The 14,981-nt window shown below is 52.7% G+C and carries 15 protein-coding genes and 1 pseudogene; 12 read left to right on the plus strand and 4 right to left on the minus strand.

Annotated elements, in window-relative coordinates; translation table 11 throughout:
* Positions 1-30: 30 nt before the first annotated feature.
* Positions 31-483 (plus strand): MarR family winged helix-turn-helix transcriptional regulator, encoded by a 453-nt coding sequence (locus ACYVRB_RS10760; protein ID WP_461215337.1) that lies wholly within the window; start codon positions 31-33, stop codon positions 481-483.
* A 116-nt stretch (positions 484-599) separates the two neighbouring features.
* Positions 600-1,511 carry an EamA family transporter gene (locus ACYVRB_RS10765; RefSeq protein ID WP_461215338.1) on the plus strand — a complete coding sequence of 304 codons (912 nt, stop codon included), beginning with the start codon at positions 600-602 and terminating at the stop codon, positions 1,509-1,511.
* A 122-nt stretch (positions 1,512-1,633) separates the two neighbouring features.
* Here the strand turns inward: ACYVRB_RS10765 and ACYVRB_RS10770 are convergent, their stop codons facing one another.
* The gene (locus ACYVRB_RS10770; protein ID WP_461215360.1) at positions 1,634-2,419 is read right to left on the minus strand and encodes a hypothetical protein; all 786 of its coding nucleotides are present in this window, start codon (positions 2,417-2,419) and stop codon (positions 1,634-1,636) included.
* 115 nt (positions 2,420-2,534) lie between these two features.
* On the opposite strand from ACYVRB_RS10770, the gene ACYVRB_RS10775 reads away from it, so the two are divergent.
* Complete coding sequence (locus ACYVRB_RS10775; protein WP_461215340.1) at positions 2,535-3,071, plus strand: TetR/AcrR family transcriptional regulator; 537 nt, start codon at positions 2,535-2,537, stop codon at positions 3,069-3,071.
* Positions 3,072-3,194: 123 nt separating this feature from the next.
* On the opposite strand, the gene ACYVRB_RS10780 is transcribed toward ACYVRB_RS10775, so the two are convergent.
* Entirely contained in the window at positions 3,195-3,419 is a 225-nt protein-coding gene (locus ACYVRB_RS10780; protein WP_461215341.1) for a hypothetical protein, read from the minus strand.
* A gap of 444 nt (positions 3,420-3,863) precedes the next feature.
* Between ACYVRB_RS10780 and ACYVRB_RS10785 the strand changes: the two genes are divergently transcribed.
* The 6 genes from ACYVRB_RS10785 (at position 3,864) to ACYVRB_RS10810 (ending at position 9,763) form a co-directional block, all read left to right on the plus strand.
* On the plus strand, positions 3,864-5,081 hold the full coding sequence (locus ACYVRB_RS10785) for an MFS transporter (protein ID WP_461215342.1): 1,218 nt from the start codon (positions 3,864-3,866) through the stop codon (positions 5,079-5,081).
* The gene (locus ACYVRB_RS10790; protein ID WP_461215343.1) at positions 5,072-5,404 is read left to right on the plus strand and encodes a chorismate mutase; all 333 of its coding nucleotides are present in this window, start codon (positions 5,072-5,074) and stop codon (positions 5,402-5,404) included. The genes ACYVRB_RS10785 and ACYVRB_RS10790 overlap by 10 nt, the downstream gene beginning before the upstream one ends.
* Positions 5,405-5,411: 7 nt before the next feature.
* A complete protein-coding gene (gene aroC / locus ACYVRB_RS10795; RefSeq protein WP_461215345.1) occupies positions 5,412-6,578 on the plus strand; it encodes a chorismate synthase in 1,167 nt (388 codons plus the stop codon).
* A 517-nt stretch (positions 6,579-7,095) separates the two neighbouring features.
* Positions 7,096-8,391 carry a 3-phosphoshikimate 1-carboxyvinyltransferase gene (gene aroA / locus ACYVRB_RS10800; RefSeq protein WP_461215346.1) on the plus strand — a complete coding sequence of 432 codons (1,296 nt, stop codon included), beginning with the start codon at positions 7,096-7,098 and terminating at the stop codon, positions 8,389-8,391.
* A 2-nt stretch (positions 8,392-8,393) separates the two neighbouring features.
* Complete coding sequence (locus ACYVRB_RS10805; protein WP_461215348.1) at positions 8,394-9,257, plus strand: prephenate dehydrogenase; 864 nt, start codon at positions 8,394-8,396, stop codon at positions 9,255-9,257.
* Between the two features lie 2 nt (positions 9,258-9,259).
* Positions 9,260-9,763 (plus strand): shikimate kinase, encoded by a 504-nt coding sequence (locus ACYVRB_RS10810; RefSeq protein ID WP_461215349.1) that lies wholly within the window; start codon positions 9,260-9,262, stop codon positions 9,761-9,763.
* Positions 9,764-10,124: 361 nt separating this feature from the next.
* Here ACYVRB_RS10810 and ACYVRB_RS10815 read toward each other — a convergent pair whose 3' ends face one another.
* Positions 10,125-11,081 carry a spirocyclase AveC family protein gene (locus ACYVRB_RS10815; RefSeq protein ID WP_461215351.1) on the minus strand — a complete coding sequence of 319 codons (957 nt, stop codon included), beginning with the start codon at positions 11,079-11,081 and terminating at the stop codon, positions 10,125-10,127.
* Between the two features lie 281 nt (positions 11,082-11,362).
* Between ACYVRB_RS10815 and ACYVRB_RS10820 the strand changes: the two genes are divergently transcribed.
* Both ACYVRB_RS10820 and ACYVRB_RS10825 read left to right on the plus strand, forming a co-directional pair.
* Positions 11,363-12,244 carry a LysR family transcriptional regulator gene (locus tag ACYVRB_RS10820; protein ID WP_461215352.1) on the plus strand — a complete coding sequence of 294 codons (882 nt, stop codon included), beginning with the start codon at positions 11,363-11,365 and terminating at the stop codon, positions 12,242-12,244.
* A gap of 47 nt (positions 12,245-12,291) precedes the next feature.
* Positions 12,292-12,518, plus strand: a pseudogene (locus tag ACYVRB_RS10825) (prephenate dehydrogenase/arogenate dehydrogenase family protein); the annotation flags it as partial.
* A gap of 600 nt (positions 12,519-13,118) precedes the next feature.
* Here the strand turns inward: ACYVRB_RS10825 and ACYVRB_RS10830 are convergent.
* Positions 13,119-13,562 (minus strand): MerR family transcriptional regulator, encoded by a 444-nt coding sequence (locus ACYVRB_RS10830; RefSeq protein WP_461215353.1) that lies wholly within the window; start codon positions 13,560-13,562, stop codon positions 13,119-13,121.
* Positions 13,563-13,661: 99 nt separating this feature from the next.
* Between ACYVRB_RS10830 and ACYVRB_RS10835 the strand changes: the two genes are divergently transcribed.
* Positions 13,662-14,705 carry an NAD-dependent epimerase/dehydratase family protein gene (locus ACYVRB_RS10835; RefSeq protein WP_461215355.1) on the plus strand — a complete coding sequence of 348 codons (1,044 nt, stop codon included), beginning with the start codon at positions 13,662-13,664 and terminating at the stop codon, positions 14,703-14,705.
* The last annotated feature ends 276 nt before the right edge of the window (positions 14,706-14,981 follow it).

The raw sequence follows: 14,981 nt of genomic DNA on the forward strand, positions 1-14,981 counted from the left end.
TTGGTATACTGTTGGACAGGAGGAACCGTGATGAAAAAGAACGCCGAAATCATTAACCACCAGCTACGCCTGATCATGATCCAGCAACAGCGCCGCATGCTTGAGCGGATGAGCGCCAAAGTGGGCGTCACCCCGCAACAAGCTCGCGTGCTCAGCGAGATCCACCAACACCCCGGCATCATCCAACGTGAACTCGCTGACGCCTTCCAGCGCCGTTCGGCCAGCGTCTCTAACCTGCTGCACATCCTCGAGCGCGACGGTTATATTGTGCGCAAGGTCCCAGAAGCCAGCGGGCGCACCAAGCAGATCTTCCTGACGCCCAAAGGTCAGGCACTGGTTGCCGGCTTCACCAAAGATTACGATAGCATCGAAAATCAGATGGTAGCCAACCTGACGCCAGATGAGCAGGAACAGCTGATTGGCTTGCTGGACAAGGTGACGGCGGCGTATCAACCGGAAAAACTACCGGAATCGGTACACTGACGTTTTTTTCAGAAGGCGCAAGTTTTCCTTAAGTTCCCGCAAATATCAAAATAATCATGATGACTGGTCCTATCCGTGTTACGATAGGGCCAGTTTTGTTTGTGGAGGAGAAGTCTATGTCAGCGCGGAGTCGTGGGTTATGGTGTGCCATTTTAGGGCCGGTTTTGTGGGGAGTCTCAGGGAATATCGCGCAGTGGTTGTTTGACGCGCAGCATTTGCGGCCGGATTGGCTGGTCGCGGTGCGGTTGCTCGGCGCCGGGTGCTTGTTGATGTTGTGGTGTCTGGCGACCAGGCGGCAAGAGACGTTGGGGCTGTTGCGGCGCCCGAAGTTGTTGCTACAGGCGTTTGGCTTTGGCCTGGGCGGCGTGGTCGTGTCGCAGTTTTCGTATTTCAGCGCGGTGGCGACGTCTAACGCCCCGACGACCACGGTGTTGCAGTATCTCGGGCCGCTGTTTATCGTGGTGTATCTGGCCTTGCGCTTCCGCCGCTTGCCACAACGCGTCGATGTGATCTCGCTGATCGTTGCCTTTGCCGGGATCTTGTTGCTGGTCACTCACGGCCAGCTCACCCAGCTGGCGCTGACGCCGCGCGGGTTGTTTTGGGGCATCATGGCAGGCTTAGGCGCCGCGCTTTACACGTTGTTGCCGGTCCATGTGTTAAAGCAGGTTTCCGCGCAAGTCGTGATCGCTTGGGCGATGCTGTTTGCCGGGCTCGTGTTATCGCCAATCTTGTTCTTCACGCCGGCGCCTGTGATCACGGCGCCGATCGCGTTGGGCATCAGCTATGTGACGCTGTTTGGCACGTTATTTGCTTACCTGCTGTATCTGGCGAGTCTCAAGACCGTTAGCCCGACAGTGGTGGGGATGCTCAACGTCTTCGAACCGCTAGTCGCAACCGTGGTGGCGGTTGCGTTTTTCCACACCCACTTCGGGATCGCCGAGATCATCGGCGGGCTGTTGGTGTTGAGCACCAGCTTCATTCAAATCATTCCGGTCAAGTCCCATGTGCGCGTTGGCGCTCATTCGTGAGGTATCGTTTGGCCTAGAGACACCGCTTTGGCGATGTTTCTAGGCTTTTTGATTTGATCTCTGCGACGTCACAAAAAGCGTCCAATCATCGCGTTGCAATGATTGGACGATTGATTTAGTGATTACCAAATGGTTTTCTTGCCGTTCAATCGCTTCGGCTTTTTGGGCAACCGTGCCAGCACGACAAACGCCCGCAAGGAGAAGCAGATTGCAACCAACCCGACGACATAAAACCACGGGTTGTTCTGGAAGCTAAAGTACGAGCTGATGCTGGTCCACATGTTGATCGACGTGAACGAGTTGATGGTGCCGATCGTGATCACGATCGCCAACCCCCAGCTGGCGCCAAGTCTGGTGCCGCGCTTTTCCCAATACAAACCGGGCATGATGCCCATCAAGATGTTGGTAAAGATATACCATTTGAGCATGACAGGGTCATTCATGAAGACGCGGAACAAGTTGACGACCACGATCATCACCAGCAGCCACCCCAATACTCGAAGCCACGCAGAACCGGTCGAGACCCCCGGACCCCAAACATCGTCGCGTTCCACATAGACTGCCATCACTAGGTTGTAGACCTCGAACAACGTCCACACCACTTCGGCGATAGAAGCCGCGGTGAAGACCCAGAAGCCGCCATTTTGATGCGATGCCAAGGCAAAAACGAAGATCCCCATCGAGTCGATGGCGAAATAAAACGAATGCATCAAAATGTTATACGGCGACTTGCCTTCTCGCCGCACTAACGCGAAGCTGTAGATGTATTCGATAAACCCGATCGCAAACGTTAATCCGGCAACAACCAACGCCTGAAGATAATGGGGTGAACTTGGACTCAATGCCGTGACAAAATCGTGCGCTGAGTAGGTGACGCCGTTGAACGTCCCAAATAATCCCTGAATCACTGACCACAAAATAACCACTCCTTATGTTAAGCTGTTTACTAGAATAGCCTTTACCTAAAGAAAAAAGAGCCACCTTGTTGTCAAAGTGTTTACTTAATGCGATTGAAGGGGGGAAATGATGAACGCTCGCGTGATTAAAACCAAAGCCGCACTGCGTCAGGCCTTGTTCACGATGCTGGAAACGACACCGATCGAGAAAATTTCTGTCGCCGCGCTTTGCCGCCAGGCCAACATTACCCGCAAAACCTTTTACACGCACTACGACCACGTTGCGGATGTCTTTGAGGATTACCAAGAGGACATGGCCTTGCAGGTCCAGACATCTTTGGCTGATGGAACAATGGATGCCACACGGCTACTAAAAGTGTTCGACCGAATTCTGATGGCTAACTTCGCGTTTTTCCGTTACCTCTGCCGCCAGATGCCGCAAGCCGATTTGATCACGGCGCTGAAGACGATGTTAGAAGAAACCTTCGCCGCTCAGCTCATTCCAGGCGAAGCGACTGGACGCCAGCGCTTGTTGCTGCATCTGGTCGCCAGTGGCGCCGTCGACAGCTACGTTTACTGGTTTCAACATCCGGATCTGGTGGATTATGACACTGTGATCGCGACCAATACCAAATTATTATCTGCGATCGCCAATGAGCTTTGAGCTGCAATGGCCAGTGGGATAACCGCAACGTTATTGATGCCAGCTGGTTTCAGACATACATGATAAACGAAAGCCCGGCGATCTTTTTACAGATCGTCGGGTTTTCGTGTTGCGTAGACGCCGCTAGTGTTGTTGGTCGCTAGCCGCGGATTTCGCAATCGGTCCTGCTTTCGCGTCATCGACTGGTGCCGTGAGCTCGCCGACTTTCTTGCTGTTTTTGTCATAGATAATCGTGTGGCCAGCTTCTTGGGGAGCGGGGCGGTGTAAGGCGTGGTAGCCATACAGGCCGGCGCCAAGAAGTAGCAGGCCGACTAAGAGAACGAGGGCTGACTTCTTTGATGTTTTCATGGAAGGACTCCTTGTCAGTGGGATGACTTTAGGATAACAAGCGGGGATGAAAAGCCCCTGACAGGACAGTAATAGTTTTCGCACATGAGCATTGTGATTTGAGGTGGTAACAGGGATTACCAGCATGTTAATGACAAGTTCTTATTGACCTTTCATAAAAATGGTGTTTTAATTAGAAACAATTAATAAAACGCAAGGAGATCATGATGATGGTTAGATCACAACTCATCGCAGTTGCAGCTTACTATTATGGCTTTTACTACTTTAGGTAGTGTCCGTGCTCAGGCACGGACGCACACGTCCGTGTCTAAGGTGGTCAAGCCCATTTTGTGCTTGCCTGTTAGACACTCAGTCTAGCGAGCAAGCCGATGCATGATTCTGTATCCTCAAGCCAACTAGACAATCTAGTTGGCTTTTTGTTTTCCCTCGCAAAAGGAGTCTGTTATGCAAGAATCTCTCACCAAAAACATGCAACGTCGCTTATCCCTGAGCCTGTACATTAATTACATCGTTCACGGCATCGGCTTGATCATCATCGCCCAGAACATGCAGGCGTTAAGCGCCGCTTGGCATTCACCAATTGCCACCGTCAGCTTGGTTCTGTCAGGTGTCGGGCTTGGTCGCTTCCCGGCTTACTTCTTGTTCGGCTTCTTGGCAGACAAATGGGGGCGTAAAGCCTGCATCAACATCGGCATGGTGTTGTACCTCGTGTTCTTTGCCGGCATGATGTTCACCCATGATCTACATATCGCCTACATCTTGGCAATGTGTGCCGGCGCCGCCAACTCGGCTTTTGACGCCGGGTCTTACACGACCTTTGCCGACCTCGGTGGCAAGTCCAAGGCGTCCAACGTTTTGATCAAAGCCGCCATGTCGTTAGGCGAGTTCGTCTTGCCGATCCTGGTGGCGTACAATGAAGGTGTCGGCGGTTGGTACGGCTGGTCGTTTGCGTTAGGGGCAGTGCTGCTAGTCATCAACATCGTGTTGGTACAGCCGCTACGCTTCCCGGCTATCGTTCACAAAACCGCAGCCCAAGTCGCGCAAGCACGCCACATCAGTGCGTTGCGGCGGTGGGTGGCAACCATCGCGTTGGCCATGTACGGCTACACGTCCATGGGCTTGATGATCTGGTTCACCCAGTGGGTCAGCCTGTACGCCACCAAGGTCTTGCACTTCACGAACATGAACGCGCACTTGATGTTATCCAGCTACTCGATCGGCTCGATCACAGGGGTCTTGGTGATCTTCGCTTTGTTGCGGCGTCAAGCTCCTGAAGGCATCGTGTTGTTGACGCTGAACACCTTAGGCCTGTTGTCGCTGGCGGCGGTTTGCATGGTGCAAACGCCGATGGTCGGCATGGTCGCGTCATTTGTCTTTGGCCTGTCAGCTGCCGGTGGCGGCATGCAAGTCGGGTTGACGATGTTTTTGGAACTCTACCCGAACATCAAGGGGATGATTACTGGGATCTTCATGAATTTCGGGAGCCTGGCCACATTTTCCGTTCCCTTGATCACCGGCTGGTTGTCCAAAAACGTCAACCTGGCCGCTGCCTTGCGCGCTGACCTAGTCGTCGCCGCGTTGGGCTTGACCTTAGTCGCCGTCGCTCGCGTCGCTTTGCACCAACCCGTCACTCGATCTCAGGAGGTCGCCTCATGGAATTAGAAAATGTTGAAGATATCGCAGCGTGGCAACGCGCACAAGCAGGTTTAGCTGAAGAACGCGAACAGATCAACCAGATCGACGCGCAGATCGCCAAGCTGATCGCGACGCGCTTTGCCACCGTTGAACACATCGCCGAACTCAAAAAGTCCGCGGCGGTGCCGGTGTTGAACGCGGATCGCGAAGCTCAGGTGCTCGATCACGTTGCCGACGCCGTGGCAGACGACGAGCTTGCCCCGCACGTCCGGCGCATTTTCACCACCATTATGGCAGAATCTCGAAACTATCAAGAAGGCCGTATCAGCGGCCAGCAAAAGAAAGCGTAGGTTATTTATGAATTACATGACAGCAGGGGAATCCCACGGCCCGCAACTCACTGGCATTTTGACCGGCGTTCCCGCCGGCTTGCATCTGGACATCGATGCCATCAACGCGGCCTTGGCCGCGCGCCAAGGCGGCTACGGCCGCGGCAGCCGCCAGAAGATCGAACACGACACCGTTCAATTCGTCGGCGGCGTCCGCCACGCCGTCACCATGGGCGGCCCGATCGCCATGGTCGTCACCAACCGCGACCACGGGCATTGGGGTGAGATCATGTCCCCAACGGCAGAAGCCAATGATCAAAACACCCTGCGTCAGGTCACCCGTCCGCGCCCGGGTCACGCAGATCTTGTCGGCGGCCAGAAGTACGGCCACCACGACATGCGCAACGTCTTGGAACGCTCCAGCGCCCGCGAAACTGCGATGCGCGTAGCCATCGGCGCCGTCTGCAAGCAATTGCTGGCCGCTGTTGGCATCAGCATCGTCGGTTATGTCGACCAAGTCGGCAGCGTTGCCGGCCCGGCGGAAAAGCCGCTTGATGTTGATGCGATCCAAAAGGCGATCACGACCAACGACATGCGGATGCTCGATGACCAAGAAGTTGACCGCATCCACGCGTTGATCGACGAGACCCGCCGCGCCGGCAACACGCTGGGCGGTATCGTCCGCGTCGTTGCCAACGGCGTCCCGGCAGGCTTAGGCAGCTACACCGCCTGGGATCAAAAGCTCGACGCCAAGATCGCCGGTGCCGTCATGGGCATCAACGCGTTCAAAGGCGTGGAAATTGGGGATGGCTTTGAAGCCGCCCAAAGCTTCGGTTCCGAAGTGATGGATGAAATCGACTGGCACGAAGCAGACGGCTATACCCGCTTAACCGACCATCTCGGCGGTTTTGAAGGCGGCATGACCAATGGGATGCCGGTGGTTGTTCGCGGGGCGATGAAGCCGATCCCGACGCTGTACCAGCCGCTGCAAAGCGTGGACATCCACACTCACGAAGTCAGCAAGGCCAACGTCGAGCGCTCTGACACCACCGCCATCGTGCCGGCGTCGATCGTCGCCGAAAGTGCCGTCACGTTCGAACTCGCCCGTGCGTTATGCGACACCTTCGATGATGCCAACTTAGCCCGCATGCAAGAACAAGTCGCCGCCTATCGCGAAGAATTCCGCAAGTTCTAACTTGTTTTAGGCCGGCCGCCGGTGGTATGTATCGGGTATGGTGTGATTTTTTTAAAAGGGTACGTACAGCATAGCGAAAAATAGGATTGAAAATTCAGCTGGCTATCTATCTCGCCAGGTACGCAGGATGGAGGCAGTTAGGTGGAGCTGGGCGGGGCTCAGGCGTGGAGGGACTGGCAAAGCCAGTCCGCGCAACTTTTGAGACGCGCATGAAGCAACGCTTTGTGCGGCTCAAAAGTTAGGCGAAAAGCTACGACAAGAGCGGAACAAAGCGGTTTTAGCGATGTGTATAAGGTAACTTGGGTGCGTGCGGCAAAGCCGTGCGTGACCGAGTTGACTTATACGCGATCGCGTTGCTTTGTGGAGCTTGATGCGGTTTGTAGCCGGCGCCACACCCTCTACTCCGGTCGCCAGTCCCGCCCAGCGGAACCTAACTGCCGGCATTAAGATCAAAACTAAAACGTAAGAATAAAATCGAGTTATCAATTTGGCTCGAACTAACTCATGAGGTGTAGGAATGGATAAGGAATTGACGACGAATGTTCAGCACGGTTTGACCGGGTCGCTACAGGTGCCTGGGGACAAGAGTATCTCGCACCGCGCGATTATGATCGGGAGTCTCGCTGAAGGGCAGACGGTGATACATAACTTCTTGACGTCGCGCGACTGTATCTCCACGCAACAGGCGTTTCGCGACCTCGGGGTATCGATCCAGCGCACTGGCACCGAAGTCATTGTCTATGGCGTCGGCATGCACGGCCTGAAAAAGCCGGCCAACGCCTTGGCCATGAACAATTCTGGCACCACGACGCGCCTGATGATGGGTCTGCTGGCAGGGCAGCCGTTTGCCACGGGTCTGGTCGGTGATGACTCGTTGTCCAAGCGGCCAATGAAACGCGTGTCTGAACCGCTGGCGCTGATGGGCGCGAAGATCGACACGGAAGACGGCCATCTGCCAGCGACGGTTCATGGCACCAAGCTACACGGTGCTGACATCCAGTTGCAAGTTGCCAGCGCCCAGGTGAAGTCCGCGCTGATTTTTGCCGGCTTGCAGGCCACAGGCACCACTATCGTGCACGAGCTTTTGCCAACGCGCGACCACACCGAGAACATGTTGCAGGCGTTTGGCGCAGATCTGAGCGTATCTGAAGATAAAATGACGATTACGGTTAACCCAACCGAAACGCTCCATGCCCAAGAAATCCAGGTGCCAGGCGACATGTCGTCCGCCGCGTTTTTCATGGTTGGGGCGACATTACTGCCAGGGTCTGATATTACGCTGGAAAACGTCGGGCTGAACCCGACACGCCGCGGGTTGCTCGATGTGTTGATCGCCATGGGCGGCAACGTCGAGGTCGACGCGCGCACAAGCGCCGGTGAAGCGGTCGGGAACATTCGCGTCCGTAGCGCGAAGTTGCATCCGATCGAACTCGGTGCCGAACAGATCCCGGCGATCATCGACGAATTGCCACTGGTGGCCCTTTTGGCAGCGCAGGCCGATGGTATCAGCCGGATCACCGGCGCCGAAGAGTTGCGGGTCAAAGAAACCGACCGGATCGCCTGTGTCGCAGAAGAGTTGGGCAAGCTCGGCGTCAACATCTCAGAGCTGCCAGACGGCTTCGTGATCGACGGCCGCACGCCTTGGCAGACCAAAGACAGCCACCTCGACAGCCACGGCGACCACCGCATCGGGATGATGCTGGGGCTGGCCGCTTTGTTGGTGAAAGCACCGCTGACGCTGGCAGACGCCGATGCCGTGGGTGTTTCTTATCCGCAATTCTTCGCTGACTTGCAGACGCTATTGGGGGAGTAATCATGACGACAGTATTTATTCAAGGCCTCGGGTTGATCGGCTCAAGCCTGGCGCGGGCGATCCGTCAGCGCCGCGGGGATGTGCATGTGGTCGGCTTTGATGCCAACCCTGACAGCCTGGCTTGGGCCGGAGATCACAAGGTGGTCGATGAAGTCGCCAGCGGCTGGGCAGACGCCGGCGACGCTGAAGTGATCATTTTGGCGACGCCGGTCACGCAGATCGTTGCCGATCTCAAAACGCTGGCGACCACGAAGCTCAAAGCCGGCGTGATCGTCACCGACACCGGCAGCGCCAAGACGATGGTGATGGCCGCCGCTAAGCCGTTGATGGCTGCCGGCGTCACCTTCGTTGGCGGGCACCCGATGGCAGGCTCTGAAAAGTCTGGCGTCAAGGCCGGCCGCGCGGGGTTGTTCGCTGAAGCGCGCTACTTTTTGGTGAACGGCAACGCCACGCCGGAACAGATCATGGCGTTGCGCAACGTGTTATCTGCTGCCGGGGCATATTTCGAAGAGCTTTCCGCGACGGAACACGATCGGCTTGTCGGCCACATCTCGCATGTGCCGCATGTCGCCGCCGCCGCGTTGGCACTGGCCGCGGCCAAAGGGTTGGCGGATAAGCCCGAGACGTTGAAGTTTGCCGCCGGTGGTTTCCGCGATACGACCCGGATCGCGGCCAGCGACCCGACCATGTGGACGGCAATCATGCAAAGCAACACGGATGTCATCACCGGCGAGCTCGACGATTATATCGCCGAACTCCAGCACGCGCGCGACTTGGTCGCCACGCGCGACCCGGCTGCGTTGCACGACTTTTTTGCCGCTGCCCAACGCGTTCGCAAAAGCATCGATTCTGATCTGGAGGTATAGCCATGGCAGTGATTTTAGTAGGGTTTATGGGTGCCGGTAAGACCACCGTTGGCCAAGCACTCGCCAGACGGCTCGGCTGTCAGCACCGCGATCTCGACGATCTGATCGTCGCTGCCGCCGGCCAGACGATCCCAGAGATCTTTGCCGCACGCGGCGAGGCAGGCTTTCGCCAGCTCGAACACGAGACGCTGATTTCAGCGCTTGAAGCAGGCGGCATCTTGTCGACTGGCGGCGGCACCCCGATGCAGCCGGCAAATTTCGATCTGCTCAAGGCTCACCCGACGCCGGTGGTGCTGCTTGAAGCCAGCCCGCAGACGATCCTGCGCCGAATCGGCGGCGACGCCAACCGCCCGCTGGTCAAGCAACTCGGTCAAGCCGGGTTGGTCGATCTGCAGGCCCAACGCGACCCGCGTTACCACGAGCTGGCAGACCTGGTCGTGAGCACAGACGACTTGACGCCGGCGAAGATCGTGTCGCAGATTGATACGTGGCTGAGACGACAGTAAAAATCATCAGGCATCTGAAATCTGACATATAATTCAGGTTTGATTTTGTCCAAAAGAAGCCAGAACTGACGTGAACTATGCGTCGGTTCTGGCTTCTATGTTTTCGTACAATGACAATAACTCTGACGGACTGAACGATTATCTTTGTGGTAATTTACATCCAAATTCGCCACAAGATTATCGAAATAAGTCCAACTTTATTTGCCGCAGTGTTAAGGATATATTTGATTCAAGAACTGGTCTAAAACACTTTAGAATAATAATAGGTTGAACCATGGATAATCTTCGAAACGCTACTTGACGTCGGATTGTTGAGCAACAATTGAACAAACGTAAACCAGATCATTGCTGCCCGATTTCGCTATTTCAAAAATGGAATTTGATGGTCACTAATCCAATTGGGCACATATGCTGGCCATGAATCGCCGCCCAATGCGATTAGCCCTGATAAGGCTGTATAAGACCAATTAAGTAGGTTTACAAACGCAATTACGGCTAGGATTCGTAAAATGGTAATTTTCCAATCAGCCACGTCAAGTTGGTCATAACCTTTTTCGACTGCTGTATGGCCATTCTCGTCTTGATAATAAACCAATAGCGCACCCGCTATAAAAATCAATGGGAATGTAATAAATTCGCTGATGGGGAATTGATAAAATTTTCCACCCCATAAAGACAAAGTATGGTTAGTGATCAACCAAGCATCAAAATTGAGATATCTAGTCGCAACAGCATCTAGGATACTGTTGACGATCCAAACCGCTGGGAAACCACTTAAGATCTGAACCCAAAGTTTGACATTGGGAAACTTTTCTTTAACTTTTTTCATGGTCCAAACAACGGCCATCGTCGTGATTGTAAAAGTCATAAAATAATTTGCCGGATTTACCAAAAGCGGTTCGGCAATTTTCTCGCCATTCTGAGCCACGTACCCAGGAATGTAGTTCGCCCAACTCCCAAAATTCACCAACGATGTGTTGTAGGTGAACATGGGCTTCAAATAATTAAGAAAGGGATCTAACCAGTAGGCGGACAGCCAACCAATCATCAGCAGGCGGACGGTGTCAATCTTGCCTGTTTTTTTAATTCCTCGAATGAACCAAATAATTGCAATGACAAGACCAATCATGCTGATTGCTTCAAAAGCGATAATCGTCATGTGTGAGAATGCTGGGACACCATGAACCCCAGGAGTAACTGGTTTAAAATTATCAGAAAAGATCCACCTTAAATAACAATACAACTGTATCACGACAAAAACGGCGCCTAACCCTGCCCAGAACGTAATCGGCTGTAACCATTTGTTTTTAGTTCTCATTTCTACGACCTGACCTCCCAAAAAATAATAGAAAACGCCATCATTGGCGTTTAAATTTGCGCCAGTAGCCGATGACACGACATTCAAAGCCAATATTTCACAGTAAATCGCTGGATAGACGACTACGGCGACTCAAATTTACAACGAATGACGTCGTTTTCTTGTTGTATCAGTATGCTGACACATTCACAGTATAGAGGTATTATTATAAAACGTATAACACTTGTTTCGTGTCATTTAACACGTAAACCATTGGTAATAAGTTGAAAGGACCAACTGCAATGGAATTAAGACAATTGAACTACTTTTTAACGTTGGCACGTTTTTTGCATTTTCGTAAGGCCGCAGAAGCATTGCATATTTCAGAACAACCCTTGAGTTTTCAGATTAAGAAATTGGAAGCGGAATTAGGCTTTAAATTATTTGAACGAACCACACGCTCAGTTAAATTAACGCCAGCAGGAAGCGTTTTTAAAACTAAAATTACGCAATCACTGGGCTTAATTGAACAAGGCGTCCAGGAAGGATTAGCGGTAGCCAATGGCCAAGCTGGAATCCTGCGCATTGCGTATAATAGCATGGGATTACACAACGTCATGCCCAATATCATCTCTTCATTTCGCTCAAAATTTCCGGAAGTCAAACTTGAATTATTTGAAATGGACTCGCCTGCACTAGAATATGCAGTCAATAACGGAGAAACCGATGTTGGCATCGTGGCTTATTATGATAAATCATTTAAAAATTTAGATCACAAATTTATCTATTCTGATCCGGCTGTGATTGCAGTTGCTAAAGATTCCAAATTACAAATTGATAATAATGGTCATTTAAGTTCGTTGAGTTCAATGCCATTCATCACCTATTCACGAGAAAGACGGCCTTATTCTTATGATCAACTGATTACCGTTTGCCATAATAGCGGTTTTACCCCGACGATTATTCAAGAAGCCGATACAGATCTAGCACTGCTTGGATTAGTGGCTAGCGGATTGGGAATTGCACTTGTCCCGGGAAGCTTTACAGATACTTTAAACAGTGCAATTGATTACTATCCGTTGAGAAAGCCACAAGTTACAATCAAGGAGGCTGCTATTTGGAAGAAAGAGCATATTTCAAAACTGACCCAAAAGTTTATTACTAACTTGGGTAGTGGTGGTTGAACTAGGGTAGCATATCTCCAATCTTTATGGTGATGGCTGCCGGGGTCACCTTCGTTGGCGGCCATCCAATGGCGGGCTCTGAAAAGGCTGGCGTCAAGGCCGGCCGCGCGGGCTTGTTTGCTGAAGCGCGCTACTTTTTGGTGAACGGCAACGCCACGCCGGCCAGATCATGGCGCTACGTAACGTGTTATCTGCCGCCGGTGGGTTCGGCGACCCGACGCGGATCGCGGCCAGCGACCCGACCATGTGGACGGCGATCATGCAAAGCAACTCGGCTAAGCCGAGTTGGCCGATCTGCAGGCCCAGCGCGACCCGCGCTACTACGAATTGGCAGACCTAGTCGTGGGCACGGACGACCTGATGCCGGCGGAGATCGTGTCGCGTATCATTCAGTGGTTGGGACGATGGTAAAAATCTGCGGACATCTGATTCACAACAGAAAGTTTAGGTTTTGAACTAAGCAACTTTGGCTTGCTTCCGGTATTCAACTGGGGATAGGGCATTTTTGTTTCGTAAGATTCTGACGTTGATGAACTATTGCATATCCGTCCATCAGTTTACGCAGATCTGTGAGGTCCCATTCTAGTTGGAGTGGCGCTGGATTATTTGAGTCGATAGGCAACAAATAAGATGTACTTTTTTCGGTTGCCCATCGGTAGGAGTTCAAGCGGTTTCGTTCCGCAAAAAAATCCTCGGTATTCCGAGGATGGCGATTAGTAGGATTCCATTGAGGTGGTTGTAGGCGTCGGTGGATTCAGTATCAATCACGAGTATCATTGAGCAGCCTCCTATGCGAGCGGTTCTGTCATGAGTCAGCTCCCGATTTTTTAAGCAGAGAGATAGCGTTCTCGAATGAAGGTTGTCTGTCGTATGTTTACTGAGATATCGGATACGGATCAGATAAACCGGCTTGCCGCTTGTCGGCTTTTGCCAGTCGCAGTTCATCTTTAACCTGAGCGATTGCGTCAGGTGAGCTATACATGTTCAGTTTATAGTCGATCTCCTGCAGATTTTGTGCCAGTTGCGCTTGCTTGGCGACGACTTTTTCGCGGTGCTTGGCAAGGAGCGCTTGACGCTGCTTGACCGTGTTGGGGCCTTGCATGACGTAGGTAATGTAGGTCCGGATATCCGCAATTTTCATCTCGGTATTCTTTAGACAGCAGATCGTGTGTAGCAGCTGCAGGTCCCCATCGGTAAATTCGCGGTAGCCTGAAGTGTTGCGAGCAACAAACGGCAACAGGCCTGACTTATCATAGAAACGGAGGGTGTAGATGCTCAGACCGGTTTTCTCGGCGACTTCTTTGATTGTATAGGTCAATATTCTTTCCTCTTTTGCTTGCCCTAGAGTACGCTCTAGGGTTTATGCTTCGACCATAGCTTAAGTAGTCACTAAAGACAACAGAAGAAGGAAATGTTTATGATCAGTCCAGTTTTAGTCACCGGCGGGAACGGGTTTCTCGCCTTACACCTCATCGCGCAACTGCTCGCCCAGAATTTGCCAGTTCGAGCAACCTTGCGAAGTTTAAACAAGCAGGAACAAGTTACGGCCCCGCTGAAAGACGCCGGGGTCAAAAATCTCGAGCGGCTGACCTTTGTCAAAGCTGATCTGACTCAGGATGTTGGCTGGCAGACCGCCATGGCCGGTGTCGATACTGTTTTTTCTGTTGCCGCACCGGTCTTCGTCAACGGCGAAAATACAAGCTCTGCGACTGCCGAAGTTGCGGTGCAAGGGACGCTTCGAATCTTGAAGGCAGCAGAGCATGCCGGGGTACGGCGCGTCGTGATGACGAGCAATTTTGGTGCAGTTGGTTTTTCCAATCTAGATCAGGATCGGCAGACCACCGAGCGAGATTGGACCGACCCGGAGCAACCAGGACTGTCTTTATATGAGCGGTCGAAACTGATTGCTGAACAGCGTGCCTGGGCCTATCTCAAGGATTCTGGCAGTAAACTTGAGTTCACGACTATAAACGCCGGGGCCATGCTTGGGACCGCGTTGGGTCCCCACGTATCCGGCAGTTTTGGAATCGTCAGGAATCTTTTAAATGGGTCTTTTAAACGTATTCCGGATATTACTGTCAGTGTCGTCGATGCCCGTGATGTGGCTGCCATGCACATTCTGGCGATGCAGGTGCCTGATGCTGCCGGACAACGCTTCTTGGCAGTGGCTGATGGACCGTTGTCAATGCCGCAAATGGCGGCGTTGATTCGGCAGGAACGCCCAGCTTTGGCAGGGCAACTGCCCAGCAAAACGTTGCCAAATTGGATTCTGAGTGTTGGGGCGCATTTCAATCGCACCGCCCGTGAAGGTAACTTGATGCGCACTATTTCTCATGACGTTTCTAACCAAAAAGCCAAGACTGTTCTGGGTTGGTGGCCGCGATACACGGCTGAGCAAGCGGTACTTGCCGCTGTCGATGCACTGGCATCGACAGATCAAGACAGAACTTCTGAGAAATAGGATCTGTTTGTGGTCGTCAACAGGCTTACCGAGAAGACGACAAGAAGCTTTTCAAATGTCTTGAACGAGTGACATCGTCAAGGATATTTGCAAGACGAATGCCACGCAAGAGGCGGTGCATGAACCGGAGCAGTTCGTTAAATATTTAGCCTGGATTATTCATAGAATTTCAAAAAAGCAGCGCAATCCCATGATTCACACGGGACTGCGCTGCTTTGGTGTTTCACCCATTGGGTGCGCCTATATGCTAAGGTTGAGTCGACGAAAACCATCACG

The organism is Lacticaseibacillus boliensis (assembly GCF_054784775.1).

What these genes read in the sequence shown, in the direction of transcription:
- ACYVRB_RS10765 (WP_461215338.1), top strand. Translation starts at nt 600, where the DNA reads ATGTCAGCGCGGAGTCGTGGGTTATGGTGTGCCATTTTAGGGCCGGTT.
- ACYVRB_RS10775 (WP_461215340.1), top strand. Translation starts at nt 2,535, where the DNA reads ATGATGAACGCTCGCGTGATTAAAACCAAAGCCGCACTGCGTCAGGCC.
- aroA (WP_461215346.1), top strand. Translation starts at nt 7,096, where the DNA reads ATGGATAAGGAATTGACGACGAATGTTCAGCACGGTTTGACCGGGTCG.
- ACYVRB_RS10835 (WP_461215355.1), top strand. Translation starts at nt 13,662, where the DNA reads ATGATCAGTCCAGTTTTAGTCACCGGCGGGAACGGGTTTCTCGCCTTA.
- ACYVRB_RS10790 (WP_461215343.1), top strand. Translation starts at nt 5,072, where the DNA reads ATGGAATTAGAAAATGTTGAAGATATCGCAGCGTGGCAACGCGCACAA.
- ACYVRB_RS10805 (WP_461215348.1), top strand. Translation starts at nt 8,394, where the DNA reads ATGACGACAGTATTTATTCAAGGCCTCGGGTTGATCGGCTCAAGCCTG.
- ACYVRB_RS10785 (WP_461215342.1), top strand. Translation starts at nt 3,864, where the DNA reads ATGCAAGAATCTCTCACCAAAAACATGCAACGTCGCTTATCCCTGAGC.
- ACYVRB_RS10820 (WP_461215352.1), top strand. Translation starts at nt 11,363, where the DNA reads ATGGAATTAAGACAATTGAACTACTTTTTAACGTTGGCACGTTTTTTG.
- ACYVRB_RS10810 (WP_461215349.1), top strand. Translation starts at nt 9,260, where the DNA reads ATGGCAGTGATTTTAGTAGGGTTTATGGGTGCCGGTAAGACCACCGTT.
- ACYVRB_RS10760 (WP_461215337.1), top strand. Translation starts at nt 31, where the DNA reads ATGAAAAAGAACGCCGAAATCATTAACCACCAGCTACGCCTGATCATG.
- ACYVRB_RS10815 (WP_461215351.1), bottom strand. Translation starts at nt 11,081, where the DNA reads ATGAGAACTAAAAACAAATGGTTACAGCCGATTACGTTCTGGGCAGGG.
- ACYVRB_RS10780 (WP_461215341.1), bottom strand. Translation starts at nt 3,419, where the DNA reads ATGAAAACATCAAAGAAGTCAGCCCTCGTTCTCTTAGTCGGCCTGCTA.
- aroC (WP_461215345.1), top strand. Translation starts at nt 5,412, where the DNA reads ATGAATTACATGACAGCAGGGGAATCCCACGGCCCGCAACTCACTGGC.